At 61.6% G+C, this 22,876-nt stretch carries 20 protein-coding genes; 13 read left to right on the top strand and 7 right to left on the bottom strand.

From position 1 onward, the window contains the following. The first annotated feature begins 2 nt into the window (after nt 1-2). Complete coding sequence (doeB, locus tag X738_RS51060) at nt 3-1,004, top strand: N(2)-acetyl-L-2,4-diaminobutanoate deacetylase DoeB (RefSeq protein ID WP_023797855.1); 1,002 nt, start codon at nt 3-5, stop codon at nt 1,002-1,004. 32 nt (nt 1,005-1,036) lie between these two features. Here the strand turns inward: doeB and X738_RS51065 are convergent, their stop codons facing one another. Further along, nucleotides 1,037-1,705 carry a phytochelatin synthase family protein gene (locus X738_RS51065; protein WP_023797856.1) on the bottom strand — a complete coding sequence of 223 codons (669 nt, stop codon included), beginning with the start codon at nt 1,703-1,705 and terminating at the stop codon, nt 1,037-1,039. 882 nt (nt 1,706-2,587) lie between these two features. Between X738_RS51065 and X738_RS51070 the strand changes: the two genes are divergently transcribed. The 3 genes from X738_RS51070 to X738_RS51080 are packed head-to-tail and all read left to right on the top strand — an operon-like array spanning nt 2,588 to nt 5,633. Further along, nucleotides 2,588-3,655 (top strand): type III polyketide synthase, encoded by a 1,068-nt coding sequence (locus X738_RS51070; RefSeq protein ID WP_023797857.1) that lies wholly within the window; start codon nt 2,588-2,590, stop codon nt 3,653-3,655. Then, on the top strand, nt 3,652-4,365 hold the full coding sequence (locus X738_RS51075; protein ID WP_023797858.1) for a methyltransferase domain-containing protein: 714 nt from the start codon (nt 3,652-3,654) through the stop codon (nt 4,363-4,365). Before X738_RS51070 ends, X738_RS51075 begins: the two co-directional genes overlap by 4 nt. Further along, complete coding sequence (locus X738_RS51080; RefSeq protein ID WP_023797859.1) at nt 4,362-5,633, top strand: NAD(P)/FAD-dependent oxidoreductase; 1,272 nt, start codon at nt 4,362-4,364, stop codon at nt 5,631-5,633. The genes X738_RS51075 and X738_RS51080 overlap by 4 nt, the downstream gene beginning before the upstream one ends. A gap of 46 nt (nt 5,634-5,679) precedes the next feature. Here the strand turns inward: X738_RS51080 and X738_RS82285 are convergent, their stop codons facing one another. Both X738_RS82285 and X738_RS51085 read right to left on the bottom strand, forming a co-directional pair. Beyond that, a complete protein-coding gene (locus X738_RS82285; protein ID WP_023797860.1) occupies nt 5,680-5,973 on the bottom strand; it encodes a hypothetical protein in 294 nt (97 codons plus the stop codon). Between the two features lie 341 nt (nt 5,974-6,314). Beyond that, nucleotides 6,315-6,578, bottom strand: a complete 264-nt coding sequence (locus X738_RS51085) for a hypothetical protein (protein ID WP_023797862.1) — start codon at nt 6,576-6,578, stop codon at nt 6,315-6,317. A gap of 268 nt (nt 6,579-6,846) precedes the next feature. On the opposite strand from X738_RS51085, the gene X738_RS51090 reads away from it, so the two are divergent. The 8 genes from X738_RS51090 (at nt 6,847) to X738_RS51120 (ending at nt 16,658) form a co-directional block, all read left to right on the top strand. Further along, nucleotides 6,847-8,286, top strand: a complete 1,440-nt coding sequence (locus X738_RS51090) for an FAD-binding oxidoreductase (protein WP_023797863.1) — start codon at nt 6,847-6,849, stop codon at nt 8,284-8,286. A 435-nt stretch (nt 8,287-8,721) separates the two neighbouring features. Then, nucleotides 8,722-10,236, top strand: coding sequence for a DUF2778 domain-containing protein (locus tag X738_RS51095; RefSeq protein ID WP_023797864.1), 1,515 nt, complete (start codon nt 8,722-8,724; stop codon nt 10,234-10,236). A gap of 181 nt (nt 10,237-10,417) precedes the next feature. Continuing rightward, nucleotides 10,418-11,203: a ThuA domain-containing protein gene (locus X738_RS51100; protein ID WP_023797865.1), complete on the top strand. Its 786-nt coding sequence runs from the start codon at nt 10,418-10,420 to the stop codon at nt 11,201-11,203. Between the two features lie 77 nt (nt 11,204-11,280). Beyond that, nucleotides 11,281-12,339, top strand: a complete 1,059-nt coding sequence (locus tag X738_RS51105; protein WP_023797866.1) for a Gfo/Idh/MocA family protein — start codon at nt 11,281-11,283, stop codon at nt 12,337-12,339. Nucleotides 12,340-12,361: 22 nt separating this feature from the next. After that, on the top strand, nt 12,362-12,760 hold the full coding sequence (locus X738_RS0140875; RefSeq protein WP_031254453.1) for a GFA family protein: 399 nt from the start codon (nt 12,362-12,364) through the stop codon (nt 12,758-12,760). Nucleotides 12,761-12,889: 129 nt separating this feature from the next. After that, nucleotides 12,890-13,732, top strand: coding sequence for an N-formylglutamate amidohydrolase (locus X738_RS51110; RefSeq protein ID WP_023797869.1), 843 nt, complete (start codon nt 12,890-12,892; stop codon nt 13,730-13,732). Further along, nucleotides 13,729-15,597, top strand: coding sequence for a flavohemoglobin expression-modulating QEGLA motif protein (locus X738_RS51115; RefSeq protein ID WP_023797870.1), 1,869 nt, complete (start codon nt 13,729-13,731; stop codon nt 15,595-15,597). Before X738_RS51110 ends, X738_RS51115 begins: the two co-directional genes overlap by 4 nt. A 14-nt stretch (nt 15,598-15,611) precedes the next feature. Then, nucleotides 15,612-16,658 (top strand): glutathione synthetase, encoded by a 1,047-nt coding sequence (locus tag X738_RS51120; protein ID WP_023797871.1) that lies wholly within the window; start codon nt 15,612-15,614, stop codon nt 16,656-16,658. A 970-nt stretch (nt 16,659-17,628) separates the two neighbouring features. On the opposite strand, the gene X738_RS84595 is transcribed toward X738_RS51120, so the two are convergent. Both X738_RS84595 and X738_RS51130 read right to left on the bottom strand, forming a co-directional pair. Continuing rightward, complete coding sequence (locus tag X738_RS84595) at nt 17,629-17,829, bottom strand: hypothetical protein (RefSeq protein ID WP_023797873.1); 201 nt, start codon at nt 17,827-17,829, stop codon at nt 17,629-17,631. A gap of 48 nt (nt 17,830-17,877) precedes the next feature. Next, entirely contained in the window at nt 17,878-18,225 is a 348-nt protein-coding gene (locus X738_RS51130) for a hypothetical protein (RefSeq protein WP_023797874.1), read from the bottom strand. A 698-nt stretch (nt 18,226-18,923) separates the two neighbouring features. Between X738_RS51130 and X738_RS51135 the strand changes: the two genes are divergently transcribed. Further along, entirely contained in the window at nt 18,924-19,490 is a 567-nt protein-coding gene (locus tag X738_RS51135) for an NnrU family protein (protein ID WP_023797875.1), read from the top strand. An 854-nt stretch (nt 19,491-20,344) separates the two neighbouring features. Here the strand turns inward: X738_RS51135 and X738_RS51140 are convergent. Then, nucleotides 20,345-20,827 (bottom strand): GNAT family N-acetyltransferase, encoded by a 483-nt coding sequence (locus X738_RS51140; RefSeq protein WP_031254455.1) that lies wholly within the window; start codon nt 20,825-20,827, stop codon nt 20,345-20,347. A gap of 51 nt (nt 20,828-20,878) precedes the next feature. Further along, nucleotides 20,879-22,606, bottom strand: a complete 1,728-nt coding sequence (locus tag X738_RS51145) for an adenylate/guanylate cyclase domain-containing protein (protein WP_023797877.1) — start codon at nt 22,604-22,606, stop codon at nt 20,879-20,881. Nucleotides 22,607-22,876 lie beyond the last annotated feature (270 nt).

The raw sequence follows: 22,876 nt of genomic DNA on the forward strand, positions 1-22,876 counted from the left end.
CGATGTCCAGCCTTCGTCCATCGCCGATCACGCCCACCGTCGATTTCGACCGCGACGGCGTGCAGCACGGCTTCTTGCGGCTGCCTTACAGCCGTGACGATTCGGCCTGGGGATCGGTGATGATCCCGATCTGCGTGATCCGCAACGGCAGCGGGCCAAGCGCATTGCTCACCGGCGGCAATCATGGCGACGAATATGAGGGGCCGCTGGCGCTCTACGATCTCGCCCGCACGCTCGATCCCAAGCAAGTCATCGGCACGGTCATCATCGTGCCGGCAATGAACTATCCGGCGTTCCGTGCCGGCACCCGCACCTCGCCGATCGACAAGGGCAATCTGAACCGCAGCTTTCCCGGCCGGCCCGACGGCACGGTGACCGAGAAGATCGCGGACTATTTTCAACGAGAGTTGCTCCCCCGCGCAGACATCGCGCTCGACTTCCATTCCGGCGGCAAGACGCTCGACTTCGTGCCGTTCTGCGCCGCCCATATCCGGCCCGACAAAGTGCTGGAGGCGAAGGGGTTCGCGGCGGTCGAAGCGTTCTCGGCGCCGTGGTCGATGAAGATGCTGGAGATCGATGCGGTCGGCATGTTCGACACTGCCGCCGAAGAGATGGGGAAGCTGTTCATCACCACGGAGCTTGGCGGCGGTGGCACCTCCCGCGCGGAAACGGTGCGGATCGCGCGTCGCGGCGTGCTCAATGTGCTGCGCCATGCCGGCATCGTCGCCGGTGCGGTCGAGATGCAGCCGACCCGCTGGCTGGACATGCCGTCTGGCGACTGCTTCTCGTTCGCCGAAGACGACGGGATGATCGAAACGATGATCGATCTCGGCGAGCCTGTCGAAGGGGGCCAGGTTCTAGCGCGCATCCACTCAGTTGGCCGCACCGGTGCCGCACCTCAAGAAATCAGGGCAAGAATGTCGGGTCTATTGGCTGCCCGCCATTTCCCCGGACTGGTCAAGGCGGGCGACTGCACCGCCGTGGTCGCCGTGCTGGTCGATTGAAGGCGAGGCAATCGACACTGCTTGCGACAATGCTACTCGATCAGCAGCAAGCCGCGTTTCTTGTCGCCATCGCTATCGATTGTGTCCATGGCTGAGAACAGGCGCTCTCGCTCGACCAGCCAGGGCTTGTAGTCCTCGTTTACATCGAGGACGAAAACCATGTCCTCGGCCTCCAGATATCCTCCGACCGGGGAAAAATGGCCAGCGCCGGCGCCGAAAATCTTCTCACGGGTAAAGTTGACGATGTAACGGCGGCCGGGATCGTTGGCGCGCTTCATGTGCTCGCGAAATGCATCGGCGCTCAGATCCCGAAGCACGGAGACTTTCCGCTTGGTGTTCGTTCGAGCGACCTCGGCAAGCTCGTCCAGCGTGAGCCCGATGATGCAAAAGCCGGACCAGCACTTTCCGGTTCCAGCGAGGACTTCGGCTTCGGTTGTCTCCTCCTCGCCGATGGAGCGGAATGTGTTGGCGACACTTGCCGGGCCACACCTTGATCCGTTTGATTGCCATGTGACGTCGGCATTGAACGTGGCAGCCACGGGCAGCTTCCAGGCGCTGTCGATCAATTCAGCGGTGCGGGTAACCGACGACTGGATCGCGTCTTGTGAAACCCTGGACTGGCCGGCAATCAAAAGTGCGGCGCCGCCCAGCACGCCGACGACGGCGATCACAATCACACCGAAAGCGAGACTGCGCTTCATTGCTGAATCTCGGAGCAGGCAGCAAAAGGAGAATGAAGAAAAGGCACAGCAACGTCAATCGGCGCCCGCACCCGGCCAGTCGCGATCTCGTCCGGCAGCACCTGAAGCCGGCCGCTTGCCAAGCGGGCTGCCAGCGCTCATCGCCGTGAGCGCTGCGTCTGGGAGAGTATGGATCAGGCAAGGAACTTCGCCGGTGAAAGAGCGGGGTCGTTTCGCTAGCGCCAATACGCCTGCAAACCTGAGGCTTCCAGAGACGACCCAAATTACGACTTGCTCGGCGTAGGCGTCGCTGAAGGCGAACCTAACGAAGGCCAAGGAAGCTGAGTATCGCAATTACGATAACGACGGCCCCGACCAGCCAGATGATATTGTTCATGACAGCTCTCCTTTATCTTTGCCGCGAGCCTGTGGCGGCTCGCGATAATTATGGCGAACGCCCCCACGGCGTTCTCGTTCCAAACTGAGCCTAAGCCGCCAATTACTCTTTGGACCGGAGGCCCGCGCCTCTGGAGGAGCGCGGGCCGACCGGGATCCCGGTCCAGCAGCCAACATCCGGGAGATATTCGCTGTCACCCTACAATCGTTAGTATGCGCTAATGTTCCATCGCTCAGAAAAATACCGCGCCTACCGAGGGCCGGAAGCGATGGCGCCTCGGCCCGAAGCGCGGGCACTTCTGTGGACTCCTCGGTAATGGTGCCTATGTTCCTAATGCTGGCGAACCGCAGCATCGCCTGGCCACAGCAAAGGTGGGATGAAATCAGTTCTCAGAAACGTTCATCAGCAACACTCAATGTCTGCTGCCCGACACCTGGTGCCGATGACCAAACAACCTCCGGCGGTGGTCCAAAAAAATGCCGAGCGCGACGCCGAGGAGAGCGAATATGCCGGCCAAAGCGTATATTAACCGGATCGCGACAGCGGTGCCGGAGCACGAGGTTCATCAATTCTATCTGCGTTTCGCCGCCTCCATGCTTGCGGCCGATCGCCGAAGAATTTTCGAACGCATGGTTGACGTTTCCGGCATCGAGCACCGCTATTCCTGCTTTGCACCTGCCGGCGACCCCGAAGGACCATCAGCAGATCTGGCCGGGAAGTTCATCCGGGGCGCCTTTCCTGGAACGGCCGAGAGAATGGCAATGTTCTGTCATGCCGCACCTGTTCTCGCGCAAAATGGCGTCGACGGATTGGAGCTTGGTGGCGGCGCTTCCCGCATCACCCATCTCATCGTTACCACCTGCACCGGTTTTTCAGCGCCAGGCATCGACCTGGAGCTGGTTGCGCGATGCAGCCTGCCGGACACGGTCGAACGCACGATGATCGGTTTCATGGGCTGCTACGCGGCGATCAACGGCCTCAAGCTTGCCCGCCACATCGTCCGCTCCGACCCGCAGGCCAGGGTCCTGCTGGTCAATATCGAACTCTGCACGATGCATCTGCGGGAAACCAGCGAACTGGAAAAGCTGCTGTCGTTCTGCCTCTGGGGCGATGGCTGTGCGGCTGCGCTCGTCACTGCCGAGCCGCACGGCATCGAGCTCGAAAGCTTCTACGGCATCGTGGCGGACGAGCGGCGGGATCTGATGAGCTGGAGCATTAGTGACCACGGCTTCGAAATGGTTCTTTCCGGCCAGGTCCCGGCAGCAATCCACGAAGCGTTGCGGAGCAATCACGACGCCATCCTCGGCGGTCGGCCGACCGAGGCGATCGATCTCTGGGCCGTGCACCCGGGGGGACGTTCGGTGCTCGACGCCGTCGAACGGGCCCTGGAACTCGCGCCCACCGCGCTGGAGCCTTCGCGCGAGGTGTTGCGCCGATATGGAAACATGTCGTCGGCGACCGTCATGTTCGTGATGAAAGAGATGTTGAAGGCGCCACCAGGAATGCTCGGCTGCGGCATGTCGTTCGGACCCGGGCTGGCGGCCGAAACCATGCTTTTCCGAACGGCGTCATGAGCAGCCTGGAGCACCGCCAGCTTGCGCCGGAAATCCTCGACGGGCTTGCGGGCGACGATCCGCGAGCGCTTGCGGCGCGGCGCGACCTCCGTCGCATCAACGCGCTGATGTTTCAGGCCAGGATCATGGCGTCGCTGCTGCAGAAATTTGTGCCAGGGCCGCCGCGCCGGATTCTGGAGATCGGCGCTGGCGATGGCTCCTTCATGCTGGCGTTGGCGCGGCGCATGGCCGGGCATTGGCCTGGGGTCGAACTGGTAATGCTCGACCGCGTCGACCTCATCACCGCGCAATTGCGTGGTGATTTCGCCGGGCTGGGATGGACAGTCGAAGGCGTCGCCGCCGATGTCTTCGACTGGGCGAGAAAGAATGCGGGCACGCGATTCGACGCGATCACCGTCAATCTGTTTCTGCATCATTTCGACGATGCCGAGCTCGTGCGTCTGTTTTCGCTGATGGAGCCGAAGGCTCCGCTGCTGTTGGCGACAGAGCCGTTGCGGGCCAAATTCGCATTGGCCGCGACCCGCCTTCTCCCGGCGATCGGCGCCAATGACGTCACACGAAACGACGCGGCTCAAAGTGTGCGTGCCGGCTTTCGCGGCAGCGAGCTTTCCGGTCTCTGGCTCGCGGCAAACGGCAAACCGGTCGAGGAGCGGCGCGCCGGCCTTTTTTCCCACATTTTCGTCGGCGCCAGCGCCGGTCATGTCCTATGACGCGATTGTCGACCCATGACGCGATCATCATAGGCGCCGGCCCGGCGGGCACGTCCGTCGCGCTGACGCTTGCCCGGCGCGGATGGGCCGTGGCTATTGTGGAAAAGAGCGTGTTCCCGCGCCGCAAGGTCTGCGGCGAATATATATCGGCAAGCAATCTTGCGCTTCTGGACCAGCTGGAGATCGGCGAAGCGTGGCGTGCCAACGCCGGCCCCGAAATCCGCCGCGTCGGCTTGTTTTCCGGCGAGACCTGCGCCGAGGCGGCAATGCCTCCTGCAAAAGACGGGCCTCCTGCAAAAGACTGGCCTCCCGCAAAAGATGGGCCTCCTGCAAAAGATAGGCCCCGCGAGAAAAAAGATGGTTTCGGCCGGGCGCTTGGCCGGGATATTTTCGACTGTCTACTTTTGCAGGCGGCGCGATCGGCGGGCGTCGAAATCTTTCAGCCTTGCCGCGCCGTCGCCATCGACCCAGATGGCGAGGCGCAATTGGTGGGAATTCAAGCCGGAAACGAAACGACGATGTTGCGCGCGCCGGTGATTGTCGCCGCACACGGCTCCTGGGAGCCAGGACCGCTGCCCAGCCAGCTCGGAAAGACCAACCGCCCTTCGGACCTGTTCGGCTTCAAGGCGCATTTCACCGGGTCGTCCCTGGCGCCTGATTTGATGCCTCTGCTGGTGTTTCCTGGCGGTTATGGCGGCATGGTTTCGGCGGATCATGGCCGGCTGTCGATCTCGTGCTGCATTCGGCGCGATATGCTCGCACGGTTGCGCAAACACCCCAGACACCAGAGCCATTTGTCGGCCGCCGAGGCGGTCTCCCGTCATCTGATGGAATCATGCCGGGGAGTAAGGGATGCGCTAGAGTCTGCTGACGCCGACGGGCCTTGGCTTGCCGCAGGTCCGATCCGGCCGGGAATTCGCTCCTGCTACGAACGCGACATCTTTCGCGTCGGCAATGCGGCCGGAGAGTCTCACCCTGTCATCGCCGAGGGCATCTCGATGGCGCTTCAGTCCGGCTGGCTGCTGGCCTGCGAACTCTCATGCGCGCCAAGCGGCAGTGCAGGGCGCGAGATAACCGGCAGACGCTACGAGGCGGCCTGGAAAAGTCTGTTTTCAACACGGCTCTACGCCGCCGCTGCAGTTGCCGCGATTGCCGTTAATCCAAGCAGCGCCTCCTTGATGGCGGCAATTATTCGGAATTTACCGCAGGCGCTGACGTGGGGTGCGCAACTGAGCGGAAAGACAAAGCCGGTTCCCGGCTTTGTCTGACAGGTGGCGCGGCGCGCCACCGCGGCCTCAGGGGGCCTTGGCTCCGTTACTCGGGGCAATCCTCTCTATCCGAAGTTGCAGTGCCACTGGCAGTGTTCTTATCGGCCTCCACTACGTCCTTGCACCGATCACTCATGCCGTCGGCGCCGTCGGTGGTTGAACCGGTTACGTTTGGATCGGCAGGAGTCGCATTATCGGTGCCGGGAGCCATGGTGCCAGTGCCTGTCCCGGTGGCCGCTCCCGGATCGTTGGTGCCGGATCCAGTGCCGTTTGACTGCGCCATCGCCGAAGTGGCAAGGGCAATGCTGAGTGCGGTTGCGGAAAGAATTTTTTTCATCATGGTCGGTCTCCATTAGAGCTGCATCGCTGGTTGCGATGATTATCCAACGAGCGTTTTTTGGAGTTGTTCCGTCAGACAGAAATCGTGATCGAAGGTCGGGCCGAAGGCGATCCAAGCAGCAATGCTGGCGAACCGCGCCATGTTTTCGGTTTCGATGGAACAACAACCACCGGCAACGGTTGGAAGCGCAGTCGTTCTACTCTAGCGACTGTGACAGCCGATCGCACGGCATTCGGACAAAGGCCCGGCGCTTCCTCCCCGCCGGGCCTTTCTGTCGCTGGAGGAACTTTCACGGATTTGGCCGAAACCGTGCGGCTGCCACGGTATTGAACTGCTGCCGTTCACGGCTCGTCGATATCCTGCCTCGAGGGGTTGCGCGAGAGGGCGCGTTCCTCTTCGTCGTCCGGCAGCGCCTCGTCGCTGTCCTGGTACGGATTGTCGTCGTCTTCCTCGGGCAGTTCAGCCTCTTTGTCGAGATCGTAACGGATGTCGCCGTTTCCCGGCACGCTGTCTGGTAGAATTTTACTGCCTTTGATCGCGTCCCAATCCTGCTGTTCGATGGTCGGGCCTTCGGATGGATCGTCGGGTTTTCTGCGCGGTGCCATCAGAGTTCTCCTCTGCACTGGTTGCTGTACGCCTAACTCCGCGGACCGCTGCTTAGTTCCTCCGATCGAACCGACGAGATCGTCTAGAGCGATCCAGCACTCATTTCGGCTTAGCCTGCCGGCGGCTTTTAGCTCAATGAGAGCTGACCGTTATGCGGGTTGCGAAATGCCGGCCAGAGCGATCATGAACTTGCGCGACTTCTAATATAAAGGCAGACTTGGAAACGGGTGGAGGGAAAACGGCTCAAAAACAATCGGGAGGAAAGCCATGGATAGCATGAGCCTCACCACGCTTGATCGCGGCAAGACGACGGTCGATGCCGCGGCCCTGGAGGCGCTTTCGGCACAATTGCGCGGCACCGTGCTGAGGGAAGGCGACGCCGCCTATGACGAGGCACGCAGCATCTGGAACGCCATGATCGACCGGCGGCCCGGGCTGATCGTGCGCTGCGCCGGTGCCGCCGACGTTATCGCCGCCGTCAATTTTGCCAGGGAAAACAGGCTGCTCGTCGCGGTTCGCGGCGGCGGCCACAACATCGCCGGCAGCGCCGTCTGCGACGGCGGGCTGATGATCGATCTGTCGCAGATGAAGTCGGTGCGGGTCGATCCGGCGACGCGGCGGGCATGGGTGGAACCTGGCGCGACGCTCGCCGATGTCGACGCGGAGACACAGGCCTTCAGACTGGCGGTGCCGACCGGCATCAACTCGACCACCGGCATTTCGGGCCTGACGCTGGGCGGCGGCTTCGGCTGGATCACGCGGAAGTTCGGCCTGACTATCGACAATCTTCTCTGCGCTGACGTGGTTACCGCCGAGGGCAAACTGCTGCGCGCCAGCCAGACCGAGAATCCGGATCTGTTCTGGGCGCTGCGCGGTGGCGGCGGCAATTTCGGCATCGTCACGGCTTTCGAGTTCAAGCTCCACCAAGTCGGTCCGCAGGTGCTGTCGGGGCTTGTCGTTCATCCCTTCGCCGATGCCGAAAACGTGTTGCGGGAATACCGAGCGGCGCTCGAAGCAGCGCCCAATGAGCTGACCTGCTGGGCGGTCATGCGGCAGGCGCCGCCGCTGCCGTTCCTGCCGGCCGAATGGCATGGCAAGGAGGTGCTGGTCCTGGCCATGTGCTATTGCGGCGACCTTCAGGAGGGTGAGAAGGCGACACAGAGGCTTCGCGCCATCGGCACACCGATTGCAGACGTGGTCGGTCCCAACCCGTTCACCGGCTGGCAGCAGGCATTCGATCCGTTGCTGACGCCTGGCGCCCGCAACTATTGGAAGAGCCATGACTTCACCGAGCTTTCCGACAGCGCGGTGGAGGTCGTCACGGCGGCGATACCCAGGCTCCCCGGCCCCGAATGCGAGATATTCATTGGCCATGTCGGCGGTGCCGCGGGCCGGGTGACAGCGGATGCAACGGCGTTTCCGCAACGCAGCGCGCACTACGTCATGAATGTCCACGCCCGCTGGCGCGAACCGGAAATGGACCAGGCCTGCATCGACTGGGCGCGGGGTCTCTATGAAGCAGCCAAGCCCTATGCCGCGGGCACGGCCTATGTGAACTTCATGCCCGGGGACGAGGTCGACAGGGTCGAAGCAGCCTATGGCGGCAACTATCGGCGGCTGCTGGAAATCAAGCAGCGATATGATCCGCTGAACCTGTTCCGCATGAACCAGAATTTGCGGCCGATGGAAGCGCAGCGTGCCGCATAGTCTGCGCAGGTATGACAAGGCCTGCGCCTCCAACGGAGGACGCGGGCCTCGTTTCGGATCATGCGCTGGCAGGTGTCAGCCTTTAGCTGACGCCGCCCAGGCAAGGTCTAATCCTTTCGCTTTGTTGACTCGGCCTGCAAAAACGGGCAGCAAAGCCTGGCATGGAGGGCATTTCCGCTATTTTCATAGTTTTGGAGGGAGCCTTTTTTGACATAGACCTTCGCCTAATCGGCGATCGGTAGAGGGATTGGTTAACCAAGTTTGTCCATCTTTTGATTCAATCGGCAACAGACGTGAAGCGTGCCGGGGGGCACCAGGCGACTGTGATTGTGACGGCTGCGAGCCCGCATGCCGCAAGGCCGATTGAGGTTTGGTTGTATGGCGTTGATGCGTTTGAATAACCGGGGTGACAATCCTGATAGTGGATTGCCCTCGATGAGGCCCGGACTGCGCTGGGTCGCGATTCCCGTTGTTGGCGCTGCGATCGCGCTGTGGTCGGCTGCGACCGTGGCCGGCCTCCATTCGGTGGGAACTTCGCTCACCGCCGCCTCCAACAGTCTTCCGCAAAACCTGCTCGCGCCGCGCTCCATGGCGCTCGCCGATCCCCGACACACACTTGTCAATCCACGGGCCAGTTCGTGGGCGCCGTCACTGGTAAGCCGGCAGCGTCAGGCGTCGCTGCTCGGCCGATGCAATGCCGGCTGCGCGCAGGCCGCCGCGAGCTTCGAGCATGAAGGCAAGGTAGCGCGTCTCAAGCCGTTAGCGCGGCCGGATGCTGTGCAGCTTGTCGCCGAAATCTCACCGCAATCGCGCTTCGACAGGGTGGTGGCGAATGCGGCGCTATCGCCGCAAAAGATTGCTGCTGCCTTTGCCCGCGCCTCCGGCGGGGCCGCGCCGTTTGCGGTCGTCAGTCTGCCGACGGGCCAGCGCTTTGCGGAGCCGGTGCGCCTGGCCGATCAGCATGGTCCCGCGTCGGTGCGCTTCGGGCCCGAGATTGCGGAAATCGACCGATCCTCCCGGCTGGCGCTGGCGCTGGCGCTTGCGAATGCATTGCCGGAAGCGATGATCGACGTGCTGCCGCAGGCGACGACGGCCGATTCTGCTGCCACGCAAGAGGGCGAGGTGCAGATGGCGTCGCTGCCGCCGCAGGACGCAATGCCCGGCAGCGTTCCCTTGCCGACTTGGCGTCCGCAGGCGGAAATCGATCAGTCAGACGAGGCGCCCGAGGTCAAGGCACCCGAGGTTAGGGCACCCAAGGCCAATGCGCCCAAGGTCCAGGCATCGAAGGCCGCCAAAGCCCAGTCTCAGCCATCCAAAGCCAACAGGGTGGAGACCGCCGCCGCGCCGCAGATGCCCCGGGCGCCAGCCTTGTCGCCGAGGAGTTCGTCACCGGCGGCGAAACCAAGCATGCAAGAGGACATGCAGGGCAGCCCGGGCATGCAGGGCAGCCGGGGCATGCAAAGCAGCCAGGGCAAGCCGGCCAAGCGGTCGAAGGCCGCAGACATGCTGGCCTATGCCAAACCCGACAGCCCGGCGGGCGGCGGCGGGGTCTTCGGCAACCTGTTCACCAAGCCCGGCAGCGGCGTCGCCGTCTACGACATTTCGGCGAAAACCGTCTATATGCCGGACGGCTCGCGGCTCGAGGCGCATTCGGGACTGGGCTCGATGGCCGACCAGGCGCGCTACGCCAACCGGAAGAATGCCGGCCCGACGCCGCCCCACACCTACGATCTGAGGCTGCGTGAATCGCGCTTCCATGGGGTGGAGGCGCTGCGTCTCACTCCTATCGACGGCAAGAACAAATATGGCCGCGACGGCTTTCTTGCGCATACCTACCTGCTGCGCGGCCGCCGCGGGGAATCGAGCGGCTGCGTCGTCTTCAAGGACTACGCCAGCTTCCTCGCCGCGTTCAAGAAGGGCAAGATCAAACGCCTCGTCGTGCGCGGCTAAGCAAGCCGCTGATGTGGCGCTCCTTCGCGCCCTCTCTGTCCTGCCGGACAGAGAGGGGCGCTGTCCCGCCGACTTCCAGCCAATTGTCAGCAGCCAGCCTCGAAACCGTTTTCAATCCCGGCCGAGGATACTATGACTGACCTGACCGGGGCGGCGGCTTCAACCGATCAAGAGGAATGTCATGACGATACGCGCTGTCGTTTGGGGCGAGAATATCCATGAGCGGACCAATGAGGTGGTGGCGGGGATCTACCCCGAGGGCATGCATGCAACGATCGCCGACGCGCTGAAGCTCGACCCCGAAATTTCCGTATCGTGGGCGACGCTTGAGCAACCGGAGCATGGCCTGCCGGCCGACCGTTTGGCGCAAACCGATGTCCTCGTGTGGTGGGGACACAAGGACCATGGCGCCGTCGCCGACGAAGTCGTCGAGCGCGTGGCGCGCCGCGTCTGGCAAGGCATGGGATTGATCGTGCTTCATTCCGGCCATTTCTCGAAGATCTTCAAGACGCTGATGGGCACGCCCTGCACGCTGAAATGGCGCGAGGCCGGCGAGCGCGAGCGGCTCTGGGTGACGAGCCCCAACCACCCGATCGCTGCCGGGATCAGCGAGTATTTCGAGCTCGAGAACGAGGAGATGTATGGCGAGCAGTTCGCCGTGCCGGAACCGCTGGAAACGGTGTTCATCTCCTGGTTCCAGGGCGGCGAAGTGTTCCGGTCGGGGCTGACCTGGCGCCGCGGCGCCGGCAACATCTTCTATTTCAGGCCCGGCCACGAGACCTATCCGACCTATCACGACGCGAATGTCCAAAAGGTGCTGCGCAATGCGGTGAAATGGGCGCACAACCCGCAGGGCGCGCATCCAGCCATCCTCGATGCGCCGAACGTGCCGGTGGAAAAGGCGCTCGAGCCGATCGTCGAGCGCGGCGGAAAGCTCCATGCCGCGGGCGAAGCCGGTTTTCGCTAGACCGCTGTCGCGAACCTTCGGTTCTGAAAAACCATGATCGAACAAGAAGATAAGGCCTCATCCTAAGGATAAGAATCATGCGTCTCCTGATACTCGGCACCGGCTGGATGGCGGAAGAGCATGCCAGGCAGTTCAGCAGGATCGAAGGCGTCGAACTGGTCGGCGCCGTCGATCTCGACCGCGCGCGTGTCGAAAAGTTTTCGGACAGCTACGCAATCCCCAACAGGTTCGCGTCGCTGGAAGACGCGCTCGCATGGGACAAGTTCGACGCGGTGGCGAACGTGACGCCAGACCGCATCCACCATCCGACCACCATGATGCTGATCGCGGCGGGCAAGCCGGTGCTGTGCGAAAAACCGCTGGCCGAAAATTACCAGCGGGCCAGTGAAATGGCCGATGCCGCCGAGCAAGCCGGAATCATCAACATGGTCAACCTGACCTATCGCAATGTCGCCCCGCTGCAGCGGGCACGCGCGATGGTGCTTGCCGGCGAGATCGGCACGGTCAGGCACGTCGAAGCGTCCTATCTGCAGAGTTGGCTGGTTTCCAAATTCTGGGGCGACTGGCGCACCGATCCGAAATGGCTGTGGCGGCTGTCACGCGGCCACGGCTCCAATGGCGTGCTGGGCGATGTCGGCATCCACATACTCGATTTCGCCAGCTATGGCGCGGCGCTCGACATCGACCATGTGTTCTGCCGCCTCAGGTCCTTCGACAAGGCGCCCGGCAACCGGATCGGCGAGTACGAGCTTGACGCCAATGACAGTTTCACCATGGCGCTGGATTTCAGCAACGGCGCTTTTGGCGTCGTCCATGCCAGCCGCTGGGCAACCGGCCACCTCAACGAATTGCGGCTGCGCATCTATGGCGACAAGGGTGGTATCGAGGTCGTGCACAATCTGACCGACTCGGAACTGAAAGCGTGCATGGGCGAGGACATCGAGAACGCAAAATGGCAGATTCTCGATGCCGGAACGGTGCCGACCAACTACCAGCGTTTTGTCGATGCGGTGCGCAACCGCGTCCAGGCCGAGCCGTCGTTCCGCCACGCGGCCGAATTGCAGAAGGTGCTCGACCTTGCCGTCGTCTCCGACGAGAAGAGGGCTGAGCTCAGGACCCATGCCGAAACCCATTGATGTTCGCTGAAAGGGGCCAGCCATGGTCACGCGCCGCGCCCAATGTTCCTGCGGTCAGCTGTCAGCCACCTGTTCGGGCGAGCCTGTACGCGTCTCTGTCTGCCATTGCCTGGCTTGCAAGCGGCGCACCGGCAGCGCGTTCAGCTTCATGCGCGGTTTGCGGAGAAAGATGTGTCGATCCAGGGACGAGCGGCGGAGTTCACGCGTTGGCGACGAAGGCGGCCGTGTCATCTACAGTTTCTGCCCGGATTGCGGCACCACTGTCCATTACCGGATCGATGTCCAGCCCGGTCTGATCGCCATTCCGGTGGGGGCTTTCGCCGACCCATCGTTCCCGCCGCCCTTCCTGTCCTTCTATCACGACAGCCGGCGCTGCGAGTGGGTCGAGGTCCGCACTGAGCCTCTGGCGACGTTCGGCTGAAGCCGTCGGCCACCTTCGGCTGACGTTTTTGGACGGTTCAGCCTGCTGATCCAGGGCGAGCCAACGATCGCTTGTTCGATGAACTGGAACCGTCCACACTCTCCACGCATTCGATGGACTGTGAACACGATGACTTCCAACAATGATCCGGGCAACAACGATCCGGGCAACAATGATCCGGGTGGATCACCGGCAGGCTGGACGATCAAGCTCGGAGAGTCGCCTATAGTCGGTACAGCTATCCACAGCGGCACCGACGTTGGCAGGACTTGTCGATCGCTCATGTGTCTCTCCGATCCCGACCGGCGTAGAGAAGAGGACCCGTTCACCGAGCGTTTCATCGCCGATTTTCCTACCCAGATCATCGTTCATCGGTCACGCTTCCAAGTGGATCTGAACCGTGCGCGAGACGCTGCGGTCTACCGGTCGCCGGACCAGTCCTGGGGCCTGAAAGTCTGGCGAGAGCAGCCGGACGAGGACACCGTTACGGAGTCTCTCTCCTTTCACGACGCCTTCTACAGTGAGCTGAACCGGGTCCTTGCCGGTATCGAGAAGCGCCATGGCAGGTTCGTTCTCATCGACGTCCATAGTTATAATCACCGGCGCGACGGACGGGAGGCTATGCCTACGTCCCGTGACGTCGCGCCCGACATCAACATCGGTACGTCTTCCATGGACCGCGAGCGCTGGGCACCGGTCGTCGACGCTTTCATCGAGACGCTTCGCGGCCAGCGTCTCAACGGCGAGCCGATCGATGTGCGCGAGAATGTGTCCTTCCAGGGCAAGGGCGAACAGACCCGTTTCGTCCATGCCAATTTTCCGGAAACCGGGTGTGCCATCGCCGTCGAGTTCAAGAAGATTTTCATGGACGAATGGAGTGGCGAACCCGACTGGGGAACAATCGAGCGGCTGCGCGCCATGCTGGCGTCTACGGTGCCCGTCCTGGAGTCGGCGCTGCGGGCCATGCGATGAAGCCCAAGCTCGTTGAGCCCGCGCCTCCATTGGCGCAAATCGAATCGGACCTGGACGCGCTTTTGCGGGACGGCAAGCCAATCCGCCGCGATTTCGGCAATGGCAACCGTTTGCACATGGATCGGCCGCTGCCCTTTCTGTGTGTCCATGTTGGGTCGCATCAGGATGCGGCATTCCATGCCGTCTCCGCCAACGCGTCCTATCTGATCGCGGCCGACATCGGCCTCGCCCGCGAGGCCGCGCGGCTGGTAGTGCGAAGGCTGCGCGATCACTGCGGCGCCTTCCTCATGCTGGACATCGGCGAGTTGGCCGAAGACCGGTTCCTGACCGAGGATGTTCCGTTCCTGCCGCCCTTCGAGATTGCGCTGGCCTGCGGCGACACGGCGGCGGAGAAGGCGGCACTGAAGCGCTTCGCCACCGCTGCGTCCGCACGCGAAGCAAAATACCGCACGCCCCGCGTCGACGAACTCAACCCCACGACACGCGCCGAAGCACGGCTTCTGGATGATCTCGGTGATGCGGCGTGCTTGACGGTACGCTTCGCACCGATTTACCGGGTGCCTGGCACCAAGCGCGTCTACCCCGAACTCCACGACCTTGTCGTCGCCAACATGGTCGATTCCGCGCTTCAGGCCGTCAGCGCCTTCCTGAAGGCATCAAGGCTGGAACAGCCGGCAACCCATCGTTCGCTGGGGCGGCGCGCCTATATCGACGCAGTGGTGCGCGCTGATCGGGCGATCGACAACGTCGCGTCGACATTCGATTTTCTGCTTGCCGTCACACCGATCAATGCCGAACCAGCCTGGCTGGAATTCCAGGCAGGCGCCTTCGAGCGTGTGCCCGTGCTGCTCTACAGGCCGCTCGAGTTCGAGGTCGCCGGCCAGAAACGGAAGCTCTATTCGGTCTCGCTCGATCATCTGGAAGATCCGCTGCTGACCACGCTGCTCTCGCAAAAGCAGCAGGAACTCGATCTCCAGCTGTCGATGCTCGCGGCGCGCGAAACGCCCCGCTTCGTCGAACTCGGACGAGCTCTCTATGGTAGCGTCGAGCCGAGCCTGGCGGCGCGAGCACGCGCCATTCTCGAAAAGGCGCCTAACGTTGCGTCGGCCACCCGGCAGAAGGGCCTGGGCGCCGACGCTGTCGCCGCGGCCGCGCGAGACATGATCGCCGGCTACCGGGCAGCCTATCCCGAATTCGATGCCTCCGTGGAGATCCGCGGCGACCTGCCGGCCGGCCTCCTCGTCTCTCGAAACCGGCTGCTGGTTTCACGCGATACCAACCTTCCACCGGAGCGTCTGACTGCGCTGCTCAGTCACGAGATCGGTGTCCATCTGCTGACCTATTTCAACGGCGATGCGCAGGGGCTCGCCATTTTCCGCAACGGGCTCGCCGGCTATGAGGGCATGCAGGAGGGACTGGCCGTGCTGGCGGAATATCTGGTCGGCGGCATGACCGCAGCGCGGTTGAGGTTGATCGCGGCCAGGGTTATTGCCTGTCAGGCGATGCTCGACGGAGCAACATTCGAGGAGACCTTCCGCATCCTCCACAGGGATTTCGGTCTCGACGATCGCGGCGCCTTCAACGTCGTTCTGCGTGTCTATCGAGGCGGGGGCCTTGCAAAGGACGCCATCTATCTGCGGGGCATGGTGCAGATCCTCGATCATCTGAAGGACGGCGGCAGCCTCACGCCGTTCTGGATCGGCAAGATCTCCGCCGCGCATTTCGGAGCGATCCAGGAACTCAACGCGCGCGGCTTGCTGCGGGCGCCGCGCCTCGAGCCCGCGTTCCTCTCTTCCGACGCGGCGCGTCCGCGTCTCAAGAAAGCGATGGCGGGAATCGGTCCGATCGATATGGTTGAAACTTGAGCGGAGTCTCCTCGATGCGCATTGCGTTCTTTGTCAATTCCATTGAGAGCGAGACGCCCGCCTACACGACGACAGCGTTGGCGCTGGCCGCCGTCCAGCGCGGCCATTCCGTTGTCTATGTTGAACCAGGCGACTTCATACTGCGTCCGGATGACGGTCTGGCTGTCAGCGTAGCGGTTCTGCCGGATGCTTCCTACAAGACATCCGACAGACTGCATGCTGCCCTGAAGGATGCAGCGAAGCAGAAAAAGACTTTGGCGATAAGCGATATCGACATCGTGTTTCTGCGCAACGATCCGTCGTTGGACGCCACCGATCGGCCATGGGCCGCCAACGCAGGCGTTATGTTCGGGCGGCTCGCGGCGGCTCGCGGCGCGATTGTCGTCAACGATCCGGATGGCCTGGGACAGGCGCAGAGCAAGCTCTACCTTCAGTCTTTTCCCGAGGCGGTCAGGCCGGCTACCCTGATATCGCGCAGCATTACCGAGATCCGCGCATTTATCGACAAACACTCGAAGGGCTGCATCGTCAAGCCACTCCAAGGATCGGGTGGCAAGAACGTCTTCCATATTGCAACGCCCACCGATTCCAACCTCAACCAGATTTTCGAAGCGGCCAGCGGTGACGGCTATCTCATCGCGCAGGTCTACATTCCGGAGGCCAAGGCTGGTGACGTGCGTCTTTTCTTGATGAACGGTCTGCCGCTGGTGCGCGACGGCAATTACGCAGCCTTTCGCCGCGTTCCAGCCAAGGGCGACGTCCGGTCCAATATCCATGCCGCTGGAACAGCCCGCAAAGTCAAGGTAACGGGCACGATGTTGGGCATTGCCGAGATGGTGCGCCCCAAATTGATCAATGACGGCATGTTTCTGGTTGGGCTCGACATCGTCGGAGACAAACTTCTGGAGATCAACGTCTTCACGCCAGGCGGGCTGACACGGCTCGCCGTCATGTACAAGACGGATTTTGCCACAAGCGTCATCATTGCGCTGGAGGAGAAGCGGACGCTGCGTCAAGCCTATGGAACGGCCATGACAAATTCGCGGCTGGCAACGCTCTGAGGAACGCAGGCAGGCCGGCTAGCAGGCCAACTAGGACGGCAAGTGGGTTGAGGTTCGCACTGAGCCTCTGGCGACATTCGGCTGAAGACGCCGGCCGGGTCTTTCCAGACTAGGGCAGAATCCAATCACTCTGAACGACCGAGTTCAATCCTTGTCTGCCCTTCGTTCGGAGAACTTCTACGGCAAGTTCTGACCCAAAGACGACTGACATCTGCCGCGACGTGGACGGCAGCTTTGCGCCCCATCTCGGCCGTACAGATGAGTTTTGCCGCTTCCCGAAAGCGGACATCATGGGCAACACGCTGTAGGTCGACGTTGCGCCAATTGCCGACCTTCCTGGCGCTTCTCCATAGCTGCCGTTCGCGCAACGGCTCGAGTCGACCCATAGCTGCCATCCGAACTTATCCGGCCGCTTAACTCTGATGCAACCAAAGCGTGCTAGCCGTGGCGCGTGTAAGTGCCCATCAGGTGGTATAGATATGAACAATTATCGGCTGCCAGGGCGTTATAAAACGCTCATTGTCGCAAACCTTGCGATTGGCATAACAGGCCTGCTGTTGCGGCCCATTTATCCGAAGAGCATCTTTATCGCGCTGTTTGTCATGTGCACATTGCTTGCGGCTTTCACGTGTTGGGTAGCGTTTCAGGCCCGGAATCGGCCATCCACATCAAGGTCCCAAACGGGCGTCTCTGTCATTGTATTTCTGATGATCATGGGCATCAGCGTATATGGGATGTATCTGACGCTGCGCTCCATGTTGAAGTGAATGAGCAGCAGAAGGCCGCTTTCCACCCCAGCCGGACCTTGCCGAGCCTCATCAGGCAATCTGAAGTCGGAACGCACCAACCGACCACGTGCGCCATTTGCCGACATTCACGGAGCGTTGGCAATCCCGACCTACGCCCGACCGCCGAATCGGCTGTGCGGTCGTGCCCTGTGCCGGCACGGAACTGCAGACGAGTGCAGCATTCATGTCCCACGACCAGGTAGCAGTCGCCAACGTTGTACGAAAAAGGCGGGATGCGTTTCGGTCAACTGGGCGACAAGTGGTTGCGCCTGTATAAAAGCGGCCCCGGGATGGATGGCCAAATCGCCGACGATCAACTCGCGCGACTCGCAGGCCTCCGGAGCGGATGTCAGGCAAGCCAGAATGACGAGCGTATAAAGCATTGTCTTGTTCCTTCGCGGAGATCGAGTTCGTCCTCGGAGGCGACAGATTCAATGGCCGGCACGAACGAGTTCGGGAGGGGGCTCGGCTCCTGCGACGAAGAGTTTGCCGCCGGCCCGCGAAATCTCGACGGTTTGGCTGCGCTCGTCCAACCTGCCTGGAACCGAGATCGTGAGGCTTTGGCCTTCATCGAGGGTTGCCTCGAAGCGCACAGGCAAGCCCGCCTCGCCTTCAGCGATCGTGGTGACCACCCGGAAGCTGTTATCGGCTTTCGTATAATAGACGACGCCTTGAAAACCGCCGAGATCGATACTCCCTCCTTGTTGGGTGTCCAGTTCACCTGCAGAGGCATAGCCCGTCGTCACGCAAAGCGCTGCAAGGACCGTGTATCTGTACATGATATTTTCCTCCCCAACCGAACAGGTCAGAACAAGATCGGTGCGCAAAGCATATGAGGAGTGGGTAGGTTCGTCTGTGAGAATTCTCACACTCGTGGCAACGCATTCAAAAACGAGGCCGGGCGCGTGTGGCAAGATGCGGATCGCGTCATGAGCGCCGGTCGCACCCAACGTCGGCTTTTGGGAAAGATTCCAACGCAGGAAGATCGGGATTGGGTCAGGTTTTACCGTTCGAACTGGCCACCGGAATGGGCAACTAGCGCCAGAAACGGATCTATAGGCTGGTCAAACTCAAGGTCGTGTTCGACCATTTCCGGACCTTCATGTACCATGTGCGGAGGGCGGCAATTAGGTCGAAGCAGCATACCGCTCAGCCTTGGATGCCGTGACGACGAGAACGGGCATATCGAACGCTACAGCGCCGCCCGCCCGTTGCCCTCATGCAATTTATGTGAACGGAACGTCGCCACAGGCATTCACCGCGGCGGTTCCGTGCTGAACGCGAAGAACCTGCGCGCAGGCGATGCCGCTGTGCCGTGCCAATCGGCAGCTTCGCCCATTCCAAGATTGCGGGTCCCTGATATATTACTCTGACCATCTCGTTCGCAGAATCCGTTTTGCGCATATGCAGCCGGCAACTCGAGCGAGAGCGTAAGCAAGCCTTCCTTCCCGCCGACGCGCCGAACCTCGGAGGTGTTATGCTAGTACTGGTTTTCGGCCTCGTGATCTTCTTCGGAATCCATTCTGTTCGGATCGCCGCCGGCAGCTTTCGTGATGCGCAAATCGCCACAAACGAGCGGCGCTGGAAGGGACTTTATTCGCTCCTATCGATCATCGGCTTCGTGCTGATCGTCTGGGGCTGGAGTCTTTATCGGCCCAATGCGCCTGAGATCTACGAGCCGCCCTCTTGGGGCCGCCATGTCGCGTCGGTGTTGGTGCTCGCCGCATTCGTCTTTCTGGCAGCCGCTTACTTGCCCACGGGTTCAATCAAGCATCGGCTGAAGCACCCGATGCTGGTGGGCATCATCCTTTGGGCCATCGGCCACCTCCTGGCCAATGGCGACCTTGCCTCGCTCCTAGTCTTCGGAGCGTTTCTGGTTTACGCGATTGTCGATCTCATTGCCGTCATTCCACGCGGCGATCCGGCACCCGCGGTCGTGCGACCGCGTAGCGACCTGATTGCTGTGGGCATCGGCTTGGTTGCTTTCGCATTGTTCGGGCTCTGGCTGCACGGCTGGCTGTTCGGAGTCTCGCCCTTCGCTTGAACGTCCGCAGCGACGGCGCGCCTTCGAGGATGTCCTGGCGAATCCCACCAGTTGCCGCGGATCGAGCGCCTCGCGGACGCCACAGTGAACCAATGCTTGGCATAAGGTCGGCACATCAGAATTTTGATCCATAGACGGCTCCAGGCGGCAACGTTGCAGTAATTCGGCTCGGATCGCGCCTTGCTTTGCCAACCGCGCGCGACGCTGCAAACACGAGCGGTACGGGATACAATTATCGGAGCGAATGCGTCCCCGGGATGGCTCAGATGTCCTCCGTCGATTCTCGGGAGTTCCCGCTAACTCGATGGCGGACTTGAGCTGATTGCGCTCGCAAAGAAGCTGCATCGGTATCCAGTCAATGGCCGCCAACGCACCCTGGCCGACGTCGCTAAGGCGCTGGCTGGGGCGGGATATCTGTCGAGTGCCGGAAAGCCTTACACGCCCACTGCCGTCTCGCGGATGCTGGTATCAAGGAGAAGTAAGCGCACCACGCCACGAAAGGTCGACGCCAAATCATCATCGTCGACGTTCGAACCAATCGCCGCAGAACTGCAACAAGAGGCCGCTGAGCCCGCAACGCGGACACCGCTCGGGTCGCGCTGGTAGCTCCCGGCACCCGCCCCGCCCGGGTTCGTCGGTGGCGGGGGTGGGGTGGCTTGTGGCCCCTATCAGGCGCGCGCTACCGACACCCTCGTTCACATTTCGGGAAGTTCTCATGGCCGGCCGCTCTCATCCCCAAAACCCAAATCACTCTGAACGACCGAGTTCGACCCTTTTGCGGTCATTCAGTTGCGAGCGTTGCATGACGCGATCTGACCAGCGTGTTAGGGCTGCTATGCGCCTGCGCAAGGCAGTCAGAGCGATCGGTGCATTACCAGCGTGTCCACGAACCCCAGAACCGGATGCTCGAAACCTTGCGGAATGGTTCCGACCACGTCGAATCCAAGATGACGCCAAAGCTTGACCGCGCGTTCGTTGGTACTGACAACACAGTTGAACTGCATGGCCCGGAAGCCTCGCGCAGCCGCGCGACCCAGAGAGTGCTGGCACATCGCCGTTGCAATACCCCGGCCGACCGAGTCCGGCGCGGTTATATAACCGCAGTTGGCGACGTGGGCACCGCCGCCCCGTTGGTTCGCGTGCAGATAATAAGTTCCCATCACCAGTTCGTCCGTCTCTGCGACGAACACCTCGTGATCCGGGGAAAACCAGTATGACAGCGCGTCGGATCGGCTCCAGTCAGGCGGCAACGCGTAGGTTTCGCCTGCCCGCAAGATGGGCTCGAGTATGCTCCAAATGGCGTCTGCGTCGGCAAGTGTGGCTGTGCGAATGGTCAGCAAGGCTAGATATCCAAATTTGCACGGATGGGGTTGCGGCCACGTCCGGCCCTACTGTGGCAGGCCGGCGTCTTCATAGCCATCGATGAAATGCTGTCGATCAGCCTCGTGCAGGAACGGTTGTGTGCTGGCCCAGTGCTGTATCGAGAAATCCTGATTCGAGGCGAGGAATTGCCTTGCTTCTTCCCTGGCCTCTTCCATATGCCCCAGCCGTGCCAGACTTGCAGCCAAGATACGTTGCGAGCCGAGCCGGTGCGTTGCCTCATGCCGGAGTGTTTCGACGGCATCGGCGTATTGACCCGCTGCGTATTGGGCGAGCCCGAGAAGCCAATAGTACCACCCCGGCGGGTGCGGATTGAGGCGAATGGCGTGGCGCAAATGTCCGATGCCCTCGATAGCCTTTCCCTCGAATGCCTTCAGTTGCCCCAGGAATGCCCAGGCATCAGCATGATTGGGGTTGACCCGAAGGGCAGTGGCCAGCTCCGCCGCGCCTTCATCCGGCTTGCCATCGTAGATCAGCACGTCGCCGAGGATTGCATGGGCCACGGCATTTTCCGGATCAAGCGATACGGCGCGCCGGGCTGCCGCCAGAGCCAGCGAATGATGGCGCTCTGGAGCATCCAGCCAATACGCCCAGGCAAAATGGTGGCTCATCGCAAGCCAAGCATGAGCATCGGCGAAGCCAGGATCAAGTTCGATGGCCCTTTCCAAGAGCACGGGAGCGGCCCTGTTGCTTTCGGGCGACTGAACCACCAGCATGCGGCCGCGGACGAAGAGGTCATACGCTTCGAGACTTGCTGTCCTACGTGTGCTGGTGGTCACCGCGGCCGGCAACACGCCGGACAGGGCACTTACAATCGTGCTGACGACCTCGTCCTGCAACAGGAAAACGTCCGCCAAATCGCGATCGAAGCGATCAGCCCAGAGGTGACTGCTGTCCGTCGCGTCGATTAGCTGGGCATTGATCCGCACCCTCGCCTTCTCCCTGCGGACACTACCTTCAAGCACATAGCGCACCCTCAGCTCCCTGGCGACGGAGCGGACATCGACTGACCTCCCCTTGTAAGCGAATGTGGAGTTGCGTGCGATCACCAACAGACCAGGCACTTTCGACAAGTCAGTGATCAGGTCTTCCGCCAGACCGTCAGCGAAGTACTCCTGCTCGGGATCGCTGCTCATGTTCGTGAATGGCAGAACGGCAATCGAAGGCTTGTCGGTGATGGCCTTGGATGTGGAAGTCACAACAGGCGGCGTGCCGGAAACGCGGTAGATGCGAACTGGCAGGGCAATGTTTTTCACGGTCTGGGCCCCGAGATCCTCGAAACCAACCTCGATCTTATTTCGGACGTGGTCGTAGATCGTTCCAGAGATGAGGATGCCGCCTGGCTCGGCGGTGGTTTCCAGTCGCGCAGCGATGTTGACGCCATCGCCATAAAGGTCACTGCCCTCGACCATCACATCACCCAAATTGACGCCAATGCGCAGCACAATACGGAGCTTCTCAGGCAGAGCGGCATTGGCCGCAGCCATCGCATGCTGCACGTCTATGGCGCATTGCAAAGCATTGACGGCGCTGGCGAACTCCACCATCACGCCGTCGCCAGTCACCTTAAAGACCCGGCCATGGTGCCTGGCGACCAACGGCTGCAGCACTTGCTTACGTCGATACTTGAGCGCGGCCAGCGTGCCGGCCTCATCCGTTTCCATGAGGCGGCTGTAGCCAACGACATCGGCCGCCATTACGGCGGCGAGTCGACGCTGGATGCGTTCGTCGGTCATGTGCGGCGATTGCTCTCATTTGAAAGCAGTCCGGCAGTGTACCGACGCTTCGTGAACGAGTCTATCAGCCCGACCCCGGCCTACCTCGTAGGAAAGGTCAGGAACGGATCATGAGCACTGGTCGCGGCCAATGTCTGATTTCTGGCAAGAGCACCGGCTCAAGAAGGTCAGCAAGGGGTCAGATCGCGTCATGCAACGCTCGCAACTGAACGACCGTAGAGAGCGAAAAGTTGCCCTTGGCTCATCTGCGCGAGCAGGTCGCGCCAGACA

Origin of the sequence: Mesorhizobium sp. L48C026A00 (assembly GCF_000502375.1) — a bacterium.
GTDB classification, from domain to species: domain Bacteria; phylum Pseudomonadota; class Alphaproteobacteria; order Rhizobiales; family Rhizobiaceae; genus Mesorhizobium; species Mesorhizobium muleiense.